Origin of the sequence: Flavobacterium hydrocarbonoxydans, assembly GCF_009789235.1 — a bacterium.
Classification (GTDB): domain Bacteria; phylum Bacteroidota; class Bacteroidia; order Flavobacteriales; family Flavobacteriaceae; genus Flavobacterium; species Flavobacterium hydrocarbonoxydans.
Genome location: NZ_WSTB01000003.1, coordinates 173,555 through 195,424 on the forward strand (window position 1 = coordinate 173,555; position 21,870 = coordinate 195,424).

The following is a 21,870-nucleotide window of genomic DNA, read 5'->3' on the forward strand; positions in this document are numbered from 1 at the left end:
GTAATTATTTTTTCTCCGTTTGACCCGACCAATCATCTGTTCTAAAAGGTGATGCTGGTAAATTATAACTATTAAATAAATTTGGTGCAGGAACATTTTTCCATGCAAAACGAACAGCAACAGGATTTTTTACATTTGATGATGAAACGATAACCGTTTTACCATTGATCTTAGCTTTTGCAGGATAAAAAATTTGATCTTCACCAGCAATTTCAAATTCTTTTAAATCTTCTTTAGTCTTTCTGAAACCAGTATCTACATGATCAAAGAACAATTGGATATTTTGATTTTTGATTTTCATACTGCTATAAAGTGGTCCAGAATATTCCAGTTTATCTTCGTTATATGTTTTAGCACGAGCTATTAAACCCAGTCGATGTCCTACTGTTTGTTTATCTTCTGGATGAATATTGGTTTCGTTTCCTACATCTGTAGTCACAGCCATTCCAGAATTTGGAATCGTTTTTAAAGACAGTAATTGTGCCTCTCTAATTTCAGGATTTTGCCCTTTATGTGGTGCAATCTGAACATAATAAAACGGAAAATCGCCTTGATTCCAATCGTTTCTCCAGTTTTTTACCATTGCTGGAAATAAACTACGGTATAAAAACGCTTTTTCGGCATTACTTTCTCCCTGATACCAAATGGCTCCCTTGATTGTATAATTTATCAGTGGATGCAACATCGCATTATAAAGAACATAAGACGTTTTATTATCTTCTTTTTTAGGTTTTTTTAATTCCGTTTTTATGCTATTGGCACGTTTTTCATTTTTTAAATTCGAATAATAATTTTCGAGTTTTTCCTGATACAACTTTTCATTTTTAGCATCTTGTTCTAAAATTGGTAAAAAATCCGCATTTTCTTCTAACACAGTTTGAGAGGTCCATGCTTCAGCTTTTGTTCCTCCCCAAGAAGTCGAAATTAAGCCTATTGGTATTTTTAGATTATTAAATAAATCTCTACCAAAAAAGTAAGCCACCGCCGAGAATGACTGGATAGTATTTGGAGAACATTCTTGCCAGGAACCCGTTACATCGTCTAGCGGTTTTTGAGAAGCTTTTGTTAAAACTGTAAACAATCTGATGTTTGGAAAATTTGCCTTCTGAACTTCTTCCTGATAATTCAAAACACCCGTTTTCCATGTTCCTTCTTCTTTTCCCACAGGAAAATACATATTAGATTGGCCCGAACAAATCCAGACCTCGCCGATAAGAACATTTTTTAGAATTATTTTATTCGAAGCTTCAATAGTAATACTATAACTTTTATCACTTCCTTGTGGTGTATCTACGGCTGTTTTCCAGTTGCCCTTTTTATCAGAAAAAATTTCTATTGCTGTATTTTGCCAACCTATTTGAATTTTAATTTTCTCATTAGGTGCAGACCAACCCCAAAGATTAACTTTTGTCTTTTGCTGTAACACCATATTGTCACCAACCAATGCGGGCAACTTAACTTGTGCTAAAGCAGATTGACTTACAATAAAAAAAACAAAAAACAGTAACATTCTTCTTATAGTATTCATCGTAATTTTATTTTTAGACTAAGACTTTAAAGATAAAAGACTAAAACAGTATAGGCATCCTGTGCTAACCTGTTTTACACCTAAATATTATAGATTTATACTTTTGTATTTTTTAAAAATCAATAAAAGATATACGATTGGCTATAAAAAAAGTGCTACAGTTTTTCAACTGTAGCACATTAATAAACATAAAACTAAAATTAATAACCTGGATTTTGCATTTGATCTTTTTCTTCAGCACTTAAAGGTCTTCCACTAGCATAAACCGCATCTAAGAAAGTTTGTGGTATAGGTCGTAAAGTGTGAAAATCCTGAATATTTGGCGCTGCTTCAATATTATAAGCTTTTGCTCTAGCAACCAATGTTTTGGTTCTACTTAAATCTTCCCAACGATGAAATTCGCCACATAACTCTCTAGTACGTTCGTTTAATATCAAACATAACATTCTATCATAATCGTTTGTGTAACCTAATTTAGATATTACAGCCTGATCTTCTGCTGGCAAAGTGCTGATACTAGAGATTGTCAAATCTGTTGGAGCTGTTGATGTTGGAATATTATTAGATTCGTAATACGAATTCTCTTTTATAAAAGAAATAGGAATCCCTGCCTGACCTGTTGCTGTCCAGGCTGCAGAACCATCGGTGTATGCAGAACGATCTTCGCCAGATTTATAACCCGCGCGCGTACGAACCTGATTGATGTATGGCAAAGCATCTGCAAAAGAAGCTCCTCCTACTTTGGCCAATCTTACTTTGGCTTCGGCAGCCATTAAATACGTATCTGCCGAACGGGCTAATATTACATCACGAGTACCTTTTGTATTAGTCAAATCTATTCTTGCACCATCTAAATATTTGCTTAAAGAAGGAAATCTTACATCTTTTTCTAAACCAAAATTATCTGCTGCATAAGCTACGTAAACACTTGGAATTGTTTTTCCTGTTTTAGAATCGATAATAAAATCGGTATTTTTTGTTTTTTCAAAACGGGTGTCAGATGGGCTGTTCATTATATACATGATACCCAAATCTCCATTATCATAGTACGATCCAGATTTATTATTAATAATACTTTTGGTTTGAAAACTTTTCCAAAAGCGTGAATCATTAACCTTATCAAAAACATCGTAAGCAAAATAAGTAGGTGCTAAACGGCTAAATGGTCTGCCTCCGGCTAAATTACGTTTCATTTGAGGCAACTGATCATAGGTAGAAAGAAAATACAAATGTTGATTATTACCTCCTGTGGTTAATTGACTTGAATTAAACTGAGCTGATAAAATCAATTCTGGCAACTTTTCGTTAGCGCCATCTGCAACAGTATAATTCCATAAATCAACAAAATTTCCTGCTAGTGGATGACGGCCAATAACTTCATCAGATAAAGAAACTACTTTTTGCAAATCTGCAGATTTTGTTGCCGAATTCCAACTATCATTTATTTCGCTAGCACGAGTTAAATACGCTTTTGCTAAATAATGAGCCGCTGCATCTTTAGAAATTTTTGCTGGTGCGCCAATATTATCTAATAAATTGTAGGCTTGAGTAAAATCAGCAATAACTTGTTCTAAAACTTCGGCAGCAGTAGCTCTCGAAAACTCTAGTTCGACTGTATTACTTACATTTAATTTTAAAGGCACGCCGCCATATTGCCTTACTAATTTTAAGTAATTGAAAGCTCTTAAAAAATAACCTTCTCCCAGAGCCGTTTTTTTTATGGCATCATTAGATGAAATGATCGCTGTTGCTGATTCTATTAATTGATTAGCATTACCAATTCCTACATATAAATTATCCCAATTAGTATTGGCCGCAATTGTGTTAGCGTTAGAGACTGTTACAAATGAGTTTAAACCTGCTGCATAAGAGTTCCAAATATGATTTGAAGGATCTCCTCCTGCATGAAATTCATCTGTTCCTGATTCTGATGCTGTAAGAGGAACTTCTCCTCCAAACTCTAAAGCAAATACCTGATAATAAGTTCCTACTGCCAAAGCTTGAATTCCTGCTTCGGTTTTATAGTAGTCGTTGCTGTAAGCTGTTGTCAATTCTTCGTCTAGAAAATCTTTGTTACAAGAGCTGCTTATTCCTAGTGTAGCAACTAGCATCAAATTGATATATAGTTTTTTATAATTTTTCATGATTCTTTTTTATTAAATTTTAAACTTAGAATTCAACATTTAGTCCTACTGTAAATCCTCTGTTTGAAGCCGTAGTTTGGGTGTCCAAATCTGTCCATTTTACTTTCGAGAAAATCATCCCCGGATTAGCAGCTTGAAGATATAATCTCAATTTTGAAACACCTACCTGTTGTGCTAATTCTGGGGTAAAATTATATCCTAACGAGATGTTACGTATTTTTAAGAAAGAACCATCTCTATAACCCAAAATCGGAAAATAAGCATCTCCAGTACCTGCAGAATAAATTGGCTTCTGATATTCGGCATTTATATTATTATCTGTATAATAATTAATTGCTCTTTGACTACCTTTGGCTCCCTCATTTTCGCCTAAAGTGTTATAAGTGTATCCCATTCTACCATAAACGAAGAAGGATAATTCTAAATTTTTATAGCTAAAAGTATTTGTTAAACCTACTATATATTTAGGATCTGCACTACCGATAATAACTCTATCATTGTTTGCATCTATTTTATAATCCCCGTTTTGATCAACTGGTCTGGCATTACCAAATGAAAATACAGGAGTTGTTGAAAAAGCATTAAATTTTGCCATTTCCTCTGCATCTTCTGGTTTCCAAATTCCGTTAGATTCAAAACCGTAAATTACATTTTGTGATTCGCCAATAAATAAGTTGTTATTAATATCGTCAAACTTACCATTTTGCAATTCAGTAATTCTACTTTGCTGATACGAAGCGCTTAAACTTGAACTCCACTCAAAATTTTGTGTTTTGACATTCACCGTATTCAAAGTAAGCTCAACCCCTTCACCTTCAGTGGCTCCAACATTTTCAAAAGTATCTTTAAAACCAGTAGTTGTTGGTATACTTCTTTTTAATAATAAGTCAGTTGTTTTACTAGTATAGTATTCTAAAGCACCAGATATTCTACTATTAAACATCGAAAAATCAATACCATAATTAAACTGAGCCGTTTTCTCCCACGATAAAGCAGTATTACCTAAGGTCGCATTGTTTATAACACCTGAGCCATTTGGGTAAACAACACCAGCTAAAGGTGGTTGTGTTGCATAAGGATCGACTGCAGCATTACCTGTAATACCGAAACCTACTCTAAGTTTTAGTTGGTCAAGCCAAGAAACATCTTTCATGAAATCTTCCTTGTTTATACTCCAAGCCAAAGCAGTACTTGGAAAAAATGCCCATTTGTTTCCAGGTGCTAATTGAGATGCCGCATCATAACGACCTGATGCTGTTATTAAATATTTATCGGCATAACCATAATTTACCCTTCCCATGTAAGATAACAAACCACTTTCTATAATATTAGAAGAATAATTGTTAAGTGTTACGTTTGCAGGAGTCAAAGCATTCCATTTATTTTTTGGATTTTTAATATCGTTTGCAGACATCATACTATCTTCATACGTATATTCCGTTTGACTTTGCAAAAATGTTAAACCAAAATTATGATTTCCGATTGTTTTATTATAAAAAAGCAAATTGTCTAAAGTATATGAAATAGTTTGACTTTTTGTTAATGATGCAAAACTTGTACCTGAACGTATAGAAGATTTTCCATCTAAAAATACACCATTTCTATAAGAAGTAATATCTGGACCAAAATTGATTCGATATTTTAAACCATCAAGTTTGGATGAAATTCCTCCAAAATCTAATTGTGCATAAAAACTACCAAAAGCACGCAATGTAAGACGCTGATCCTGAGATAATTTATCTTCATCAATAACAGTTCTAATAGTAGAATCTCCTCCTGGATTATCAATACGAACTCCGTTACTATCATAGGGAACAGCATACGGAAGATTGCCACGCGCCGTTTGATAAATTCCGCCTGAAGTAGAAACTGCAGTTCTACCTACGTTTGACTGTCCGTATTCATTAATACCATAACTTGTATTAAGATTGGCTCCCATAGAAAACCATTTTGTTGGAGTTATATCTACATTTGCAATTCCTGAATAACGTTTGAAGCTTTGTCCCTTTAGAGTTCCCTGATTATCAATGTATCCAAAAGATCCATAAGCCTTCATCTTTTCAGTACCTCCACTTACACTTAAAGTATGCTGTTGCGTAACTCCTGTACGCGTTACAAAATCAGTCCAATCTGTTGTTGCTACTTTAGAACCATCCCAGGTTCCGGTTGCCCAACCTTTTTCGATATTGGCCCAAGCAGAGGGATCGGCTGATTGCAAGAAAATTAATTTATCATTTTCTATTGTTGGAGCATCCCCTTTTGGAAAAGCACTTGGGTTAGAATAATATCTTCCCCAGCGGCGAAACTCTATATACTCTGCAGAATTCATCATTCTAGCATTTTCGTTTATTTTTTCGGTAGTAAGTGCTGTATTGAAGTTTATTGTAAACTTACCTGTTTTACCTTTTTTAGTAGTTACTATCACAACTCCATTAGCTCCACGAGAACCATAAATAGCCGTTGCAGAGGCATCTTTTAATACATCTATTGATTCAATATCGCTGGGATTCAAGAAATCGATACCACCAGAATTAGAGTCAGTAAGACTTTTTGAATTTAAAGGAATACCATCTACTACATACAACGGAGAATTTGAAGCCGAAATAGAACGAACACCACGAATATTTATTTTACCCACAGTTCCTGGACGCTCGTTGGATGAAATATCTACTCCAGCAGCTTTTCCTTGCATTGCTTGCACTGCATTTTGTACAGGACGTGAGGCAATTTCTTCAGCACCCACACTTACAATTGATCCGGTAAGGTCTTTTTTCTTTTTTACACCGTAACCTACAACAACCACCTCCTCAAGAGAATTATCATCTTCTTTTAATGTAACATTATAGCTACTCGAATCGCTAACGACAACTTCTATCGTTTTGAAACCAATAAAACTATACACTAGCGTAGATCCTGAAGAAGCATTTATGGAATAACTACCATCCATATCAGTACTAACTCCTGTCTGACTTCCTTTTATAAGTACATTGACACCTGGTATTAGTATTCCAGCAGCATCTTTTATGGTACCTTTAATCACTTTGTTCTGCGCATAAGCCGATGCACTGAGTAATGCTATCATTGCTATAACCAGCAGAAGACTAAACTTATTTTTCATAAAAAGTTAAATTTTGGTTAATTAATTAGTTACTCAAATTTATTTAGAAGTAGATTTCGTAGCATCCTGTAGTATCCTGCTACTACACTTCTAGTTTTCAGTATTTTATAAAAATTTTATGATTTTATTAACAATAAAAATACTTCAACTACTTGATTTACAAGGCAAAAAAATTAAAAATAACAAATAACAATACCAGAAATAAAACTGCATTTTTTTTTTAATAATCTTATTTTTTTATAAAAAAATTATTAAAACTAAATAAAAAATTAAAAATTACTACCTATTCAATTTTTGTAAAATACAACTTACAGAAAACTGTATCCGAAATATTTAAAGCAAATATTATTACCCCTGATCATTACAAAAACTACTTTTTATCAAAAAAAAACCGCCTCATAAAGAGGCGGTTTCGTTCAAAAAACAATATTCAAAAAATTACCATAATTAATTAATAACCTGGGTTCTGCCATGCAGCTTTTTGACTAGCAGATAAATTTGATCCATCTTCATTTAACAATCCATCAATAAAGTCCTGAGGAATTGGACGCAATTCATGTTTGTTTGCAGTAATGTTAACAGCCGCTTCCGGATTGAAAGCTTTCGCTCTTTTAATCAATGTTCCTGTTCTGGAAAGTGTTTCCCAACGTTGGAACTCACCTAATAATTCACGGGTACGTTCATTAAGAATAAAATGCAGTGCTCTTTCATATTCACTTCCAGCACCTACTTTAGACAAAATTTCTTCATCTTCCGCTGGCAGATTAGCCGGGAATGATGTTAATCTCAAATTTGAAGCAGCAGTTGTAACGGCAACACCCGGATTAGACAAATAATACGTATTCATATCTAAATTTGAATTCACATAATTTGTTGCACTTGCACCTGTATTTAAAGGATTTACTTTAAAAGCTAAAGATCCATCACTATAAAAAGATCTGTTCTCACCGCTTTTCCATTGTGCTCTTTCCCTTACTGTGTTTATATCTTTCATTGCATTTCCATAATTACCCTGACGAGCATAACATTCTGCACGTGTTAAATATGTTTCACCAAGACGTGCCATGATTACATCACGGTGTGAATCTCCTCTTTCAGCCGTACGCGAACCGCAATCTGTTTTATTGATTCCAGCAAAGAAGTTACAAACTGGCTGATTTTTAAATGTTGGTGCCACATAAGTTCCGTTTTGATACAAGACTAATGAGTTAGGAACAAATTGTCCTGTTTTGCTTGTCAACGCACCTGAAGTTGGTGTTTGCCTGCTTCCTACACTCCATTCTGGTAAACGTCCTGCATCATCTTTCCAGTCTGGATTCTGTATAGTCGCTCCAAATTTATATCCATCATAAGTATTATCATTCTTCGTATTTAAAATCATTACAATACCCGGATCTCCTAATTTAACTCCCGCATCAGCATTTACTACTGTATTAACTCCGTAAACCGTTTTGAAAGTCTTCCACATACGGGCATCATTTACGTGATTATAAACTGCATAACTATATTCTGTAGGGCGACAGCGCTGAAAATCCATCGCTCCAATCCAAACTCCTCTTCTAACCCATCCTCCTGCAAAACTTGAAAACTGAGGAGTAAAATAATTGTATGTTCTGTTACCAAAACGTCCCACTGTTGTTGCGTCACCATTATGACCTGCTGCCATTAATATTTCATCCAACTGCTCATTAGCGCAGTCTATTCCTGTCCAGTTAGCATACAAATCGCTATAATTAGGCGTTAATGCTCCACGCACACTAATGGCGTAAGTACAAGCATCTATTGCCTCTTTAAGATCTGCATCTTTATATGAACCGTTCCACTCATTATTACGCTCGGAAACACGAAACAACAAAGCTTTAGCCAAAAAGTGAGCCGCAGTCGCTTTTGTCCAGGTTACTCCTTTACCATAAGTAAAAACTTCACCTTCAAAAAGATTATAGGCCTTACGGAAATCAGAAATTACCTGTTCCCAACATTCCTCATCTGTAGATCGTGAAAAATTACGTTTAACACCTACAATAGGAGTCGTTTGAAGTGCTACACCACCATATTGCGCGGTAAGTCTGTAATAATTATAACCTCTTAAAAAATAAGCATGTGCCAAACAACGATTTCTGATTTTTAAATCTTGTATTACGGTTTCCGCTTTAGCAATTATGGTGTTTGCAGATGCAATACCATAGTACATCTCATCCCAAAGTGCTGCTGGATTGGTAGCATTACCATTAGCTGCTCCTGTACCTGTTGTAGCTCCAGCCGGTCCAAAACGATTATCATACGTATTCCACATTTCATTAGTCAGGTCATTTGCATTGGTAAACTCATCTGTACCATAAAGTGTTTGGCCATATGACCATTCAAAACCAAAATGCCAGCGAATATTACCATAAAGTGACACAGTTAGAGCCTGAAGCCCTTCCGGAGTATCAAAATACTCTGTAGAATACTGATTTGTCAGTTCTTCATCCAGAAAATCTTCTGAACACGAGGTAAAAGTCAGACCCGCCATTACTAAAAGAGCAACCCCTATATTTTTAATATTATTCATTTTTTTATTTTTAGTGTTATACATCACTTATCAAGACTTAAATTATTATTAGAATCCAACATCAATTCCCATTACAAAACTGCGGTTAAAATATGTTGCATTCGTATCAAAATCATACCAATCCAATGACTGATAAATACTGCCCGGATTTACTGCCTGTGCATAAATTTTCATATTTGCCAATCCAATTTTTCCTGTAAAATCTTTAGGTAGATTATATCCCAAAGAAATATTACGAATTTTTACAAAAGAGGCTTTTGTGAATCCAAGAAGTCCAGAATAAGCATCTTGTGAACCTGAAGTTGCCTGACCTAAAATTGGTTTTTGAAATTCAGCATCTGTATTATCAGGTCTCCAGTAATCCGTTTCACGCTGATTGGCATGTGCAGTTAAAGCTTCACCTCCTAAAGAAGCTGTATATCCCATACGACCGTAAATATTTACTCCTAATTCAAAACCTTTATAAGTAAAATTGTTATTCCAACCCATTGTCCAGTTAGGATTACTGTTACCTAAAACTACACGGTCATCAGGAGTCATTTTGTAATCTCCATTTTGATCTTTAGGACGTACTTTTCCCGGTGAAAATTTCTCTCCGTTAGCATTCCATATAGCCATTTCAGCTAAATCTTCCGGAGTGTCCTGCCATAAACCTAAATTATCATATCCATATCGAACAGCAATAGATTCTCCTATAAACCAGGAATTAGATACCATGTCCTGTTTACCATTTGCTAACTCTGCAATTTCATCTTTCTGCCAGGCCCCATTCAGATTTGACTCCCATGTAAAGCCACCAGCAGTTTGAATCGGAATAACATTAAGCGTAAGTTCGACACCTTGGTTTTCTGTTTTACCGATATTTGATGTTATAAAAGGATACCCCGTTATAGGAAGGATTTTAACATTTAAAAGTAGCTTATCAGTATAAGACTGATATGTTTCGATAGAACCACTGATTCTGTTATTTAAGAAACTAAAATCAATACCTAAATTATACTGTTTTGTTCTTTCCCATGATAAATTTGGATTTGGCATTCCGGATTGAGTATTGGTATAATAAGGCTCATTTGGCGTAAAAGCGATTTGATTACTCATACCATTGAACGGAAGAAACACCTGACTAATAGGTCCTAACGTACTATAAGGTCCTACTGATGAATTTCCTATAGAACCAAAACCTACACGAAGTTTCAGATTTTCAATCCAGCTAACATCTTTTAAGAAACTCTCATTATTCAAACGCCAAGCTAAAGCAGCTGAAGGAAAAAATTCCCAATGGTTTCCTTCTGCCAGCATTGAAGCGCCATCCCAACGTCCTGAAAGAGTCAGTAAATAACGATTGTCGTAACCATAATTAAAACGAGCCATATACGATGTCAACTGACGCTTTTCGATATCAGAGCTCATACGGGCATTATTTGAGGCAACTAATGGGTCAACCGATCCCATTGCATCCCATAAAAAAGATGGTTTCGGAATATTATTTGCACTCATTGCAGAATTCTCAATATCCCATGCTGACGCCGTTTGAAGCAAGGTTACTCCCACTTTATGTCTGTTCGCGAAAGTGCGATCATAAGAAATAATATTATCTAATGTCCATGATAAATCACGACGATTTTGCAGACGGGCAAAATTTACGCCCGAAGCTCCATTTGAGTTCACTTTTAGTGCAGAACTTCCATCAATATAAACCCCTTCTCTCCAATGACGAAAATCTGGTCCAAAATTTATCTTATAAGTAAGACCTTCAATAGGTTTCCATATTTTACCAAAATCTAAATTCGCAGAAAAATTACCTAAAAGGCGTAATGTTTGTGATTCCTGTGTACTTCTGTTCCATTCATCCATTATCGTATAAACACCAGACTCTCCTCCCGGATTAATGATAATATTACCATCAGCATCATAAGGAACCGCAATATTATAAATTTGTTTGGCTGCACCATAAATTGCATTTGGTGCTGTACCGCTTCTTGCACTTAAAGTTGACATACCATAATCCTGTTCACTCCATGAAGCATTTAAAGATGCAGTCATTTTAAACCACGAAACAGGTGTGATATTCGAAGTAAGTTTTGCTGTATAACGTTTGTACCATTGTCCTTTCTGAGTACCTGTATTGTCCAGATATCCAATAGAGCCATAGGTGTTTACTTTTTCAGAGCCTCCGCTTGCACTTAAAACATGTTCTGTTGTAATTCCTGTTTGAGTAACTACATCGGTCCAGTCTGTATTGGTTACTTTAGAAGCATCCCATGTTCCGTTTACCCAACCTTTCAACACATTATCCCTTGAGGTCTGACCATCCAATGCACTATCAAAAATATCATTATCATTTGCAAAAGTAGGAGAATCAGGATGTGCATACTTTGTTGGATCAAGGTTATATGCTGCCCAACGTCTGAAAGTTATAAAATCTGAAGCACTCATTGATGGCGCTCGGTCCACTATATCCTGAGTGGTTACTGTACCAGAATAATTCAAAGTAAACCTGCCTGCTTTTCCTTGTTTGGTTGTGATGATAACAACTCCGTTAGCTCCACGGGAACCATAAATAGCCGCTGCAGAAGCGTCTTTAAGAATATCCATGGTTTCAATATCTCTTGGATTTAGTGTTTCAATACCGGATGCAGACAACAAAGGTACGCCATCTACAACATATAATACTTCACTACTGGCACTTAGCGATCGCTGACCACGAATACGAATCGCTCCAACAGTTCCTGGACGTTCGGTCGTCGTGATATCAACCCCTGCAACCTTTCCCTGCAACGCTTCAAGAGCATTAGGCACAGGTCGATTCATTAACTCCTCAGCATTTACGCTACTAATTGCTCCTGTTAAATCAGATTTCTTTTGTGTTCCATAACCAACAACCACAATTTCATTAAGTTGGGATATTTCATCAACAAGTTTTACATTAAGTTCTGAATTCTGACCCACCGTCATCTCTACTGCTTTTGAACCAGTAGAAGAAAAAACCAATACTTGTCCCGGTGCAGCGTTTATAGCGTATTTACCATCAAAATCAGTACTCGTACCTGTCTTAGTACCTTTAATGATTACATTCGCACCAGGTATTGGCAATCCTGACGCATCAGTGATTGTTCCTTTAACCACTTTGTTTTGCGCATAACCAGATGTAAGCAATAATGCAAACATGGCCAAAAGCAGCAAAAGACTAAATTTGTTTTTCATAAAAATTGTTTTTGGTTAATTTAAATTAGTTTTATCAAATTTATTCAGAAGTACTTCCGACTGCATCCTGTAGTATCCTGTTAGTTTTCAGTATATTATGGTTTTTGTTTAATTTTTATTTAACAAAAAAACGACAACATACTGATTAACAACACAAAACACAAGCTGTTTTCAGCAGTACGATATTCAAAATTTAACTAAATTATTTTTCATATATTCATAAATTTTTTCACAAAAAGACAGTAAATCAAAAAAAATATACTTTGTTATTTATTCCCTAAATTATTAACAATAACAAACAGCAGGACGGAACAGGATAGCAAATTCGCAAATCACATTTACATTTACTTTTTTATGATTTTATTTGATTTTGAAACCAACTTCAAATAAATTTACTATCAACCATTGAATATAATCATCATAATGAAACTTACTAAAACACTGTTTTTTTTACTTTTTATACTATTCTCAGGTGTTAATACTTATTCACAGGATACATCACCCTGGCCAAAATCCAGTACTATAAATCAGCCATGGGCTCGCTGGTGGTGGATGGGAAGTGCTGTAGATAAACCCAATTTAAAGAAAAGTCTTGTAGATTTTCATAAAGCCGGAATTGGCGGTGTAGAAATCACTCCTATATATGGTGTAAAAGGTGAAGAAAATAATTTTATTGATTATTTATCTCCAAAATGGATGGAAATGCTCGATTATACTATTCATGTGGCCGATAGCTTAAATATGCAAGTCGATATGGTATTGGGAACTGGTTGGCCTTACGGTGGTTCTCATGTTACGATACCTCATGCGGCTACAAAATTGATTGTAGAAAAATATCAAGTAAAAAAGAATGAAACAATCGATAAAAATATCGCTGTAGATAATCCTAAAGAAAAAGCAACTCCACAACTTTTATACGTAATTGCACATGGGGCCGATGGAACAACTATTGATTTAACCAACCAAATAAATGGTAAAAACACAAAATCAAAAAATAAAGCAATAGACGGATCAACACAAGAATTGCCAAACAAATTAGAAACCAACAAATTAAAATGGAAAGCTAAAAAAACAGATTATACTATTTATGCCGTTTTTATTGGCAAAACAAGTCAACAGGTAAAAAGAGCTGCTCCTGGCGGAAGCGGTTACACTTTAGACCATTATTCTCAAGAAGCTTTTAACGAATATGTTGTTCCTTTTGATAAAGCATTTAAAGGAAGGGAAGGAAAAATCAGAGCCATTTTTAATGATAGTTACGAAGTTTATGGAACGGATTTTACTTCTAACTTTTTTGAAGAATTCAAAGCCAGACGAGGTTATGATTTGAAAAAAGAACTTTCTTTACTATTGAATGAAACTGATAACGAAGATGGAAATCGCGTAAGAAGTGATTATCGCGAAACTATTTCGGATTTATTATTAAATAAATTTGATAAGCCTTGGACAACATGGGCACATTCTAAAAACTTCAAAACCAAACTCCAGGCACATGGTTCTCCGGGAAATCTAATCGATCTTTATGCTTCTGCCGATATTCCTGAATGCGAAACTTTTGGCTCTATGCCATTTGATATTCCGGGTTTTAGACGTGAAAAAGAAGATATCAGAGAAGGTGATGCCGATCCGGTAATGCTAAAATTTTCATCGTCTGCAGCACATATTTCAGGAAAAAACCTGGTTTCATCAGAAACTTTTACCTGGCTGAGAGAACATTTTAAAACCGCTTTATCACAATGCAAACCGGAAGCAGAAGACTTAATGTTAAACGGAATCAATCATATTTTTCTTCATGGTTCTACTTACTCACCGGAAAGGGCTGTCTGGCCGGGATGGAAATTTTATGCTTCTGTAAATTTTAATGCCAATAATAGTATTTGGGAAGATGCTCCTGCTCTGTTTTCTTATATCGCAAACTGTCAGTCTATGCTGCAGCAAGGAAAAGCTGATAATGAAATATTGCTTTACTGGCCAATTTTTGACAACTGGGATAAATACAAAAAAGGAAGTTTGTTTGTCGAATACAAAATACATTCTTTATCTGAATGGCTGTACGAAACTTCATTTTATGACACAACAAAAGAGCTGATGAAAAAAGGCTATGGAGTTGATTTTATCTCTGATAATTTTATTTCAGAAGCCAAAGTAATAGACGGAAAAATTAGTCTTCCGGGCGGTACTTTCAAATCATTAATTATTCCGTCATGCAAAAAAATGCCTCTTGCAACCTTGCAAAAACTAATTGAATTACAAAAAGCCGGTGCTAAAATTATTTTTCAGGCATTGCCGGAATCCGTGCCTGGTTTTAATGATTATAAAAATCAAGAAGCAAAACTTCGATCTGTTTTAGCTGAAAATAAAGAAACTGTAAAACCTGTTTTGAATATTTTTGAAACTTTAGAGAACGCTCAGATATATCCTGAAACACTTGTAAATACAGGTTTAAAATTCATTAGAAGAAATGTTGACGGAGAAAAAATATATTATTTGGTAAATCATACTCCCAAAACAATTGATGGATTTATTCCGTTAGAAATTGGTAACAAGGAAGTCGTGATTTTTGATCCGTTAAACAGAAATTACGGTAATGCAATTGTTCAAAAAACAGCTAAAAACACTTTGGTAAAAATAAAAATTGAGCCGGGACAATCATTTTTCTTAAAAACAGAAAATACCGCTTCTCAAAAAAAATGGATTTATTATGAACCAACCGCTGATGCCATTACTTTAAAAGGAAACTGGAAAATAAACTTTGATAAAGGTGGTCCGAAATTACCACCAACAGCTACTGTTTCTAATTTAGAATCCTGGACAAAATTAAGCCCCGAAGCCGAAGCTTTTTCAGGATCTGCAACCTACACTTTAGAATTTGAAAACCCTAATTCTAAATCAGAATCGTGGAGTTTAAATTTGGGAGATGTTCGGGAAAGCGCAAAAATTTGGTTAAACGATGAACTTATTGGTACTGCATGGTCTGTTCCGTATAAATTAAACATCGGAAAATTAAAACCCGGAAAAAACACTTTAAAAATTCAGGTAACCAACCTTTCAGCCAACCGAATTCGTGATAAAGAATTAAAAGGTGAAGAATGGAAGATTTTCTACGAAATCAATATGGTTGACAAAGATTATAAAAAATTCGATGCAGCAAAATGGAGTCCGATGCCATCCGGATTATTAGGACCTGTTACGATTACACCTTTAAAACAACAAAACTAATTACATAATAAAAGATATAAAAATGAGAAAATTACTTTTATTGTTTGTAATATGTTCCTATACGAACATTACAAACGCACAAAATTCATTTGATAAAAAATTAGTGCTGAAACAAATGATTTTAGCCAATGATTATTTTATGCAAAAATGGCCGGAAACAGGCAAAACAATCATAACCAATAAAGAGCGCCCAAGTAATATCTGGACACGTGGGGTTTATTATGAAGGATTAATGGCTTTGCACGAAATTTTTCCAAAAGAAGCCTATTACAAATATGCTTATGACTGGTCTGAATTTCACAAATGGGGATTTAACGGCGGAAACGTTACCCGTAATGCCGACAATTATTGTGCAGCTCAAACTTATATTGATTTATATAATTTAGAGCCGGATGCTAAAAAACTGAAAAATACAAAAGCCAATATAAACATGTTGCTCAATACACCGCAACTTGACGACTGGTCGTGGATTGATGCTATACAAATGGGAATGCCTGTGTTTGCTAAATTAGGTGTGCTTGAAAATGATAATCGCTATTATGAAAAGATGTACGAAATGTATATGTATTCCAGAGACAAACATGGTGACAACGGTCTTTTTAATCCAAAAGATGGTCTGTGGTGGCGTGATGCCGATTTCGACCCTCCATACAAAGAACCAAATGGCGAAGATTGCTACTGGAGTCGCGGAAATGGCTGGGTAATGGGTGCTTTGGCAAAAGTATTGACCATAATTCCTAAAAATGCACCTCACAGAGATCAATATGTAAAAGATCTAAAAGCCATGGCTGCTGCTTTAGTTCCAATTCAAAGAGCAGATGGATTCTGGAATGTTAGTTTACATGATCCTACGAATTTTGGTGAAAAAGAAACTTCAGGAACGGCTTTGTTCGTTTACGGAATGGCTTACGGAATCAACAGCGGGATTTTGAAAAAAGAAACCTATTTGCCTGTAGTAGAAAAAGCATGGAACGCCATGACCAAAGATGCTTTGCATGATACAGGATTTTTAGGCTACTTACAATCTACAGGAAAAGAACCTAAAGACGGACAGCCATTATCTTACGATAAAATTCCTGATTTTGAAGATTATGGATTAGGGTGTTTTTTATTGGCAGGATCAGAAATTTATAAAATGAAGTAATTGATGAAAAAATGGCTCTTTTATTTTGTTTTAATAATAGGTAGCTCCACTTTATTTTCTCAGGAATTTAAGAGAGAAAAATACAATTTCAATTCTGATTGGAAATTAAAAACAGGAGATTCTCAAAATGCGGAATCTCCTGTTTTTGATGATACTGCATGGAGAAAAGTTACCCTTCCTCATGCCTATAATCAGGAAGAAGCTTTTGAAAAAGATATAGAACATCATACCACAGGAATTGTCTGGTATCGAAAGAAATTCAAACTTCCTAAAGGAATTAAAGACAAAAAGGTTTTTATTGAATTTGAAGGTATTCGTCAGGGCGGTGTTATTTATGTCAACGGACAAAAAGTAGGGCTTCATGAAAATGGCGTAATGGGTTTTGGTTTTGATATTTCTACAATTTTAAAACCTTTTCCTGAAGTAAATACAATTGCTTTAAGAATCGACAATGACTGGAAATACAAAGAAATTGCAACAAATTCTACCTATCAGTGGAATAACACTAATTTCAATGCTAATTATGGTGGAATTCCAAAAAACGTTTTCCTTCATATTACGAACAAATTATACCAGACACTTCCACTTTATTCTAATTTAAAAACTACTGGAGTTTATATTTATCCTACCGATATTAATATTCAGGAACAAAGCGCAATTATTCATGCTGAAACTGAGGTTCGCAATGAATTTGAAACAGCAAAAAAAGTAGAATATAATGTTGTTATTGAAGATATCAATGGAAAGAAAGTAACTTCTTTTTCAGGAGAAAAAATAATCCTTTTACCCAATGAAACTAAAATTATAAAAGCCAGTAAACTGGTTAATAATTTACATTTTTGGAGTTGGGGTTATGGTTATTTGTACACCGTAAAAACCATTTTAAAAGTCGATGGAAAAGTCATTGATGAAGTTGCGACCAAAACAGGCTTTCGAAAAACCGAATTTAAAAATGGTGAAATCTGGCTAAATGACAGGGTTATTCAGGTAAAAGGCTACGCACAAAGAACCAGCAATGAATGGCCTGCTATCGGAATGTCTGTTCCGCCCTGGCTGAGTGATTTCAGTAATAAACTAATTGTGGAAGGAAACGGAAATCTGGTGCGCTGGATGCACGTTACGCCCTGGAAACAAGATGTAGAATCCTGCGACAGAGTTGGATTGCTTCAGGCAATGCCGGCCGGTGATGCCGAAAAAGATGCTAAGGGCGAACAATGGATTCAGCGTGTCAACTTAATGCGTGATGCTATCATTTACAACCGAAATAATCCGAGTATTATTTTCTATGAAAGCGGTAATGAGTCGATCAGCGAAGAACACATGAAAGAAATGAAAGCCATTCGAAATCTTTTTGATCCAAATGGCGGGCGTGCTATTGGTTCTCGTGAAATGCTCGACAGTAAGGAAGCTGAATACGGTGGAGAAATGCTTTATATCAACAAAAGTGCAAAAAAACCACTTTGGGCTACCGAATATTCCAGAGACGAAGGCTTACGCAAATATTGGGACGAATTCTCTCCTCCTTTTCATAAAGAAGGCTTTGGACCTTTATATCGAGATAAACCTGCCGACGATTACAATCACAATCAGGATCGCCATGCTATTGAAAATAGTATTCGCTGGAATGATTATTACAGAGAAAGACCCGGAACCGGTAAAAGAGTAAATTCCGGAGGTGTCAATATTATTTTTTCGGATTCGAATACCCATCACAGAGGCGAATCGAACTACAGAACCAGTGGCGAAGTAGATGCCATGCGTATTCCTAAAGATGGATTTTGGTCACATCAGGTTATGTGGGACGGCTGGGTTGATATCGAAAAACACCGCACGCACATAATGGGACATTGGAACTATGCTGATAAAGTGGTCAAAAACATTTATGTGGTTTCTACTGCTTCTAAAGTAAAACTTTTTATTAATGGAATTTCACAAGGTTTCGGAAAAAGAAGTAATGAATTCTTATTTACTTTTGATACTATAACTTGGAAATCAGGAACCATTAAAGCAGTTGGTTATGATGAAAAAGGAACTGTTTTAAGTGAAGATGTAAAAACAACTGTTGGTGATCCAGCTGAAATCAAACTGAAATTAACTACAGCTCCGAAAGGACTTTTAGCTGATGGAGCCGATGTTGCCTTAATTGAAGTTGAAGTTGTCGATAAAGATGGAAAACGTTGTCCAATAAGCAATGATTTGATTTCATTTTCAATTGAAGGACCAGCGACATGGTTAGGCGGAATTGCTCAAGGGCCAAAAAATTACATTTTATCAAAAGATATTCCTGTTGAAAATGGAGTTAATCGTGTAATGATTCAATCTTTAATAAAAAACGGAGAAATTACTATTTCGGCGAAAGCCAAAGGTTTAAAATCTGCCCAATTATCTTTTGAAAGCCAATCTATAACCACTGAAAATGGACTTTCGAAAGTAGTCCCTGGAATTGATTTACCTTCTAATTTACAAAGAGGACCAACTCCAAAAACTCCTTCTTATACGATAAAAAGAAATCCGGTAAATATTTTAAACGCTACATCACTATCAAATAACACGGAGACTTACAAAAGTTATGACGACAATGAATTAACAGAATGGAGAAATGACGGAAGCATCAAAACTGCTGCAATAACCTATACGCTTTCAAAACCTTCAATGGTTAACGAATGTGTTATTAAACTAACAGGATGGAGATCTAAAAGTTATCCTATTCGTATTTTAGCAGATGGAAAAGAAGTTTATAATGGAAATACTCCTCAGAGTTTAGGTTATATTAAAATTCCTTTGGAGCCTGTACTTTCAGAAAAAATCGCAATTGAACTAATTGGCGTAAATACTGAAAAAGATGGTTTCTCTAAAATTGTTGAAGTCGATCCAACCAAAGAATTAGATTTATATAAAGACAAAACATCGGTAGATGCAACAGGTCAATTACGTATTGTTGAAATAGAATTTTATGAAAAAATCAAATAAAAACAAACCAATAGCAGCATTATTAATTCTAATGCTTTCGGTAATTATTCCATCTTTTGCACAAAAAAAGGAAATTCCTTTGTGGGATAACGTACCTGATGAAATTCTGTCAAAAGACTATTCAGAGAAAATCGATTATGAAGATAATGGAAATATAAAAAGAGTAAAAGAAGTAACACAACCCACGCTAACGCCTTGTCTGGCAGTTCCTGAAAAGTCAAATGGAACTGCCGTTATCATTTGCGCTGGCGGAGGATATAGTTATTTATCTAATTATAAAGAAGGTCATAAAGTTGCTGAATGGCTGAATAGTTTAGGAATAAATGCTTTTGTTTTAAAATACAGATTACCGAGTGATTTGATTATGAAAAACAAAGCAATTGGTCCTTTGCAAGATGCTCAGCAAGCTGTTCGAATGGTAAGACGTAACGCTGAGAAATGGAAAATAAATCCAACCAAAATTGGTATTATAGGATTCTCGGCTGGAGGTCATTTAGCCTCAACTTTGTCAACACATTATAATGATAAAGTGTATGATTCAAAAGATAAAATAAGCGCCAGACCTGATTTTTCTATTTTAATTTATCCTGTAATTTCAATGGAAAACGGAATTACGCATGAAGGTTCAAGAATTAATTTACTTGGAAAAACGCCTTCTCAGGAAGAAATTGATAAATTCTCGAATGAAAAACAAATCACTCCCGATACTCCAAAAGCATTTTTAATTCATGCGACAGATGACAAAGCTGTCCCGGTTGAAAATAGTATTAACTATTATCTCGGTTTAAAAAAGGAAAAAATCTCAGCAGAAATTCATATTTATGAAAATGGCGGTCATGGTTTTGGATTAGGAACAAAAGGAACTAATAAATATTGGCCACAGACTTGCGAAAAATGGCTGATTGAAAACGATTATATTCAAAAACCTGATGGTTATGTGTTTACCTATTTTAAAGGTAATGGCGAAGATGGATTACATTTAGCCTACAGCGAAGATGGCTTTAAATGGAATACATTAAAAAACGATACTTCTTTTTTGAAACCTGAAGTAGGAAAAGATAAATTGATGCGTGATCCTTCTGTAATCAAAGGCGGTGACGGCTTATATCACATGGTTTGGACGGTGAGCTGGACAGATAAAGGAATTGGTTATGCCTCATCAAAAGACTTAATTCACTGGTCAAAGCAGGAATTTATTCCTGTTATGGCAGATAGCAAAGCACGCAATACTTGGGCTCCAGAAATCACGTATGACGAAAAATCAAAAACTTACATGATTTATTGGGCATCAACAATTGACGATAAATTTACGGAAACAAAATCTGATGAAGAAAAAGGGTATAATCACAGGATTTATTACACTACCACAAAAGATTTTAAAAAATTCTCGAAAACTAAATTGCTTTATGATCCCGGATTTAATGTTATAGATGCTTCAATTGTAAAAACAGACAATGGATTTACAATGTACCTGAAAGACGAAACAAAAGTACCAGTTCAAAAAAATTTAAAAATAGCGACCAGCAAAAAACTCGAAGGCCCATACACAAAAGCAAGCGAGCCAATTACAGGAGATTATTGGGCAGAAGGTCCAACAGCAATCAAAATAGAGAACAAATGGATTGTCTATTTTGATAAATACACTCAAAAGAAATATGGTGCAGTAAGAGAAACATCCAGTGGCTGGGAAGATATTTCAGAACGAGTTAGTTTTCCAAAAGGAACCCGACACGGAACCGTAATTAAGGTTTCTGCTGCTGAGATTAATGCCTTAAAAGAAATAAAGTAAATCTGTTGGGTGTAATTATTTGCAGTAAAATAAATTGATCATACTTTGGTAAAGATGCTGAATTTCAACATTTTTCATCAAAAAAAACAAACCAATATTTATGTCAAATATAGCAAAAAATCATCTTAAAAGCTGAAATAAGCTTACACCTGTCCATACTCATTGTTTTTTTTATGATATTGGGACAGACAGACAATATTCTT

The 21,870-nt window shown here is 35.0% G+C and carries 9 protein-coding genes; 4 read left to right on the forward strand and 5 right to left on the reverse strand.

Annotated elements, in window-relative coordinates:
• Positions 1 to 4: 4 nt before the first annotated feature.
• The 5 genes from GON26_RS06740 to GON26_RS06760 all read right to left on the reverse strand — a co-directional run bounded on the left by GON26_RS06740 (position 5) and on the right by GON26_RS06760 (position 12,545).
• On the reverse strand, positions 5 to 1,528 hold the full coding sequence (locus tag GON26_RS06740) for a sialate O-acetylesterase (RefSeq protein ID WP_160373977.1): 1,524 nt from the start codon (positions 1,526 to 1,528) through the stop codon (positions 5 to 7).
• A 200-nt stretch (positions 1,529 to 1,728) separates the two neighbouring features.
• Positions 1,729 to 3,672 carry a RagB/SusD family nutrient uptake outer membrane protein gene (locus tag GON26_RS06745; RefSeq protein ID WP_160373978.1) on the reverse strand — a complete coding sequence of 648 codons (1,944 nt, stop codon included), beginning with the start codon at positions 3,670 to 3,672 and terminating at the stop codon, positions 1,729 to 1,731.
• Between the two features lie 25 nt (positions 3,673 to 3,697).
• Positions 3,698 to 6,790 carry a SusC/RagA family TonB-linked outer membrane protein gene (locus GON26_RS06750; protein ID WP_160373979.1) on the reverse strand — a complete coding sequence of 1,031 codons (3,093 nt, stop codon included), beginning with the start codon at positions 6,788 to 6,790 and terminating at the stop codon, positions 3,698 to 3,700.
• Between the two features lie 451 nt (positions 6,791 to 7,241).
• A complete protein-coding gene (locus GON26_RS06755; protein WP_160373980.1) occupies positions 7,242 to 9,341 on the reverse strand; it encodes a RagB/SusD family nutrient uptake outer membrane protein in 2,100 nt (699 codons plus the stop codon).
• A 48-nt stretch (positions 9,342 to 9,389) separates the two neighbouring features.
• Positions 9,390 to 12,545, reverse strand: a complete 3,156-nt coding sequence (locus GON26_RS06760) for a SusC/RagA family TonB-linked outer membrane protein (protein WP_160373981.1) — start codon at positions 12,543 to 12,545, stop codon at positions 9,390 to 9,392.
• Between the two features lie 423 nt (positions 12,546 to 12,968).
• Between GON26_RS06760 and GON26_RS06765 the strand changes: the two genes are divergently transcribed.
• Genes GON26_RS06765 through GON26_RS06780 form a run of 4 tightly spaced genes read left to right on the forward strand, consistent with a single transcriptional unit; the run spans position 12,969 to position 21,667 of the window.
• On the forward strand, positions 12,969 to 15,764 hold the full coding sequence (locus GON26_RS06765; RefSeq protein WP_160373982.1) for a glycosyl hydrolase: 2,796 nt from the start codon (positions 12,969 to 12,971) through the stop codon (positions 15,762 to 15,764).
• A 22-nt stretch (positions 15,765 to 15,786) separates the two neighbouring features.
• The gene (locus GON26_RS06770; RefSeq protein ID WP_160373983.1) at positions 15,787 to 16,908 is read left to right on the forward strand and encodes a glycoside hydrolase family 88/105 protein; all 1,122 of its coding nucleotides are present in this window, start codon (positions 15,787 to 15,789) and stop codon (positions 16,906 to 16,908) included.
• A gap of 3 nt (positions 16,909 to 16,911) precedes the next feature.
• Complete coding sequence (locus GON26_RS06775) at positions 16,912 to 19,878, forward strand: glycoside hydrolase family 2 protein (protein ID WP_160373984.1); 2,967 nt, start codon at positions 16,912 to 16,914, stop codon at positions 19,876 to 19,878.
• Entirely contained in the window at positions 19,862 to 21,667 is a 1,806-nt protein-coding gene (locus GON26_RS06780) for a prolyl oligopeptidase family serine peptidase (RefSeq protein WP_160373985.1), read from the forward strand. Before GON26_RS06775 ends, GON26_RS06780 begins: the two co-directional genes overlap by 17 nt.
• Positions 21,668 to 21,870 lie beyond the last annotated feature (203 nt).